Source organism: Rahnella inusitata (assembly GCF_965118895.1).
In the GTDB taxonomy this organism is placed as follows: Bacteria; Pseudomonadota; Gammaproteobacteria; order Enterobacterales; family Enterobacteriaceae; genus Rahnella; species Rahnella inusitata_A.
Window position 1 is genome coordinate 1 of record NZ_CBCPJJ010000043.1, and the last position, 1694, is coordinate 1694.

Annotated in this window: 1 rRNA gene; it reads left to right on the top strand. The window is 52.2% G+C overall.

Annotation, left to right across the window (positions count from 1 at the left end):
• The first annotated feature begins 104 nt into the window (after positions 1–104).
• Positions 105–1647 (top strand): 16S ribosomal RNA (locus ACMHLI_RS23355).
• Positions 1648–1694: the final 47 nt, after the last annotated feature.

Below are 1694 nucleotides of genomic sequence, written 5' to 3' on the forward strand. Positions count from 1 at the left end.
AAAAAATATCAAGTCTTAGAGTGACCAAGCAGTAATTCATTTAGTTGAATTATTACGAAGTAATCTTTGAGCACCGCTTAACGTGTTTAAGCAAATCGAACTTTTAATTGAAGAGTTTGATCATGGCTCAGATTGAACGCTGGCGGCAGGCCTAACACATGCAAGTCGAGCGGTAGCACAGGAGAGCTTGCTCTCTGGGTGACGAGCGGCGGACGGGTGAGTAATGTCTGGGAAACTGCCTGATGGAGGGGGATAACTACTGGAAACGGTAGCTAATACCGCATGACCTCGCAAGAGCAAAGTGGGGGACCTTCGGGCCTCACGCCATCGGATGTGCCCAGATGGGATTAGCTAGTAGGTGGGGTAATGGCTCACCTAGGCGACGATCCCTAGCTGGTCTGAGAGGATGACCAGCCACACTGGAACTGAGACACGGTCCAGACTCCTACGGGAGGCAGCAGTGGGGAATATTGCACAATGGGCGCAAGCCTGATGCAGCCATGCCGCGTGTGTGAAGAAGGCCTTAGGGTTGTAAAGCACTTTCAGCGAGGAGGAAGGCGTTGCAGTTAATAGCTGCAGCGATTGACGTTACTCGCAGAAGAAGCACCGGCTAACTCCGTGCCAGCAGCCGCGGTAATACGGAGGGTGCAAGCGTTAATCGGAATTACTGGGCGTAAAGCGCACGCAGGCGGTTTGTTAAGTCAGATGTGAAATCCCCGAGCTTAACTTGGGAACTGCATTTGAAACTGGCAAGCTAGAGTCTTGTAGAGGGGGGTAGAATTCCAGGTGTAGCGGTGAAATGCGTAGAGATCTGGAGGAATACCGGTGGCGAAGGCGGCCCCCTGGACAAAGACTGACGCTCAGGTGCGAAAGCGTGGGGAGCAAACAGGATTAGATACCCTGGTAGTCCACGCTGTAAACGATGTCGACTTGGAGGTTGTGCCCTTGAGGCGTGGCTTCCGGAGCTAACGCGTTAAGTCGACCGCCTGGGGAGTACGGCCGCAAGGTTAAAACTCAAATGAATTGACGGGGGCCCGCACAAGCGGTGGAGCATGTGGTTTAATTCGATGCAACGCGAAGAACCTTACCTACTCTTGACATCCACGGAATTCGCTAGAGATAGCTTAGTGCCTTCGGGAACCGTGAGACAGGTGCTGCATGGCTGTCGTCAGCTCGTGTTGTGAAATGTTGGGTTAAGTCCCGCAACGAGCGCAACCCTTATCCTTTGTTGCCAGCGAGTAATGTCGGGAACTCAAAGGAGACTGCCGGTGATAAACCGGAGGAAGGTGGGGATGACGTCAAGTCATCATGGCCCTTACGAGTAGGGCTACACACGTGCTACAATGGCATATACAAAGAGAAGCAAACTCGCGAGAGCAAGCGGACCTCATAAAGTATGTCGTAGTCCGGATTGGAGTCTGCAACTCGACTCCATGAAGTCGGAATCGCTAGTAATCGTAGATCAGAATGCTACGGTGAATACGTTCCCGGGCCTTGTACACACCGCCCGTCACACCATGGGAGTGGGTTGCAAAAGAAGTAGGTAGCTTAACCTTCGGGAGGGCGCTTACCACTTTGTGATTCATGACTGGGGTGAAGTCGTAACAAGGTAACCGTAGGGGAACCTGCGGTTGGATCACCTCCTTACCTAAAGATACGCATTGTGCAGTGTCCACACAGATTGTCTGATGAAA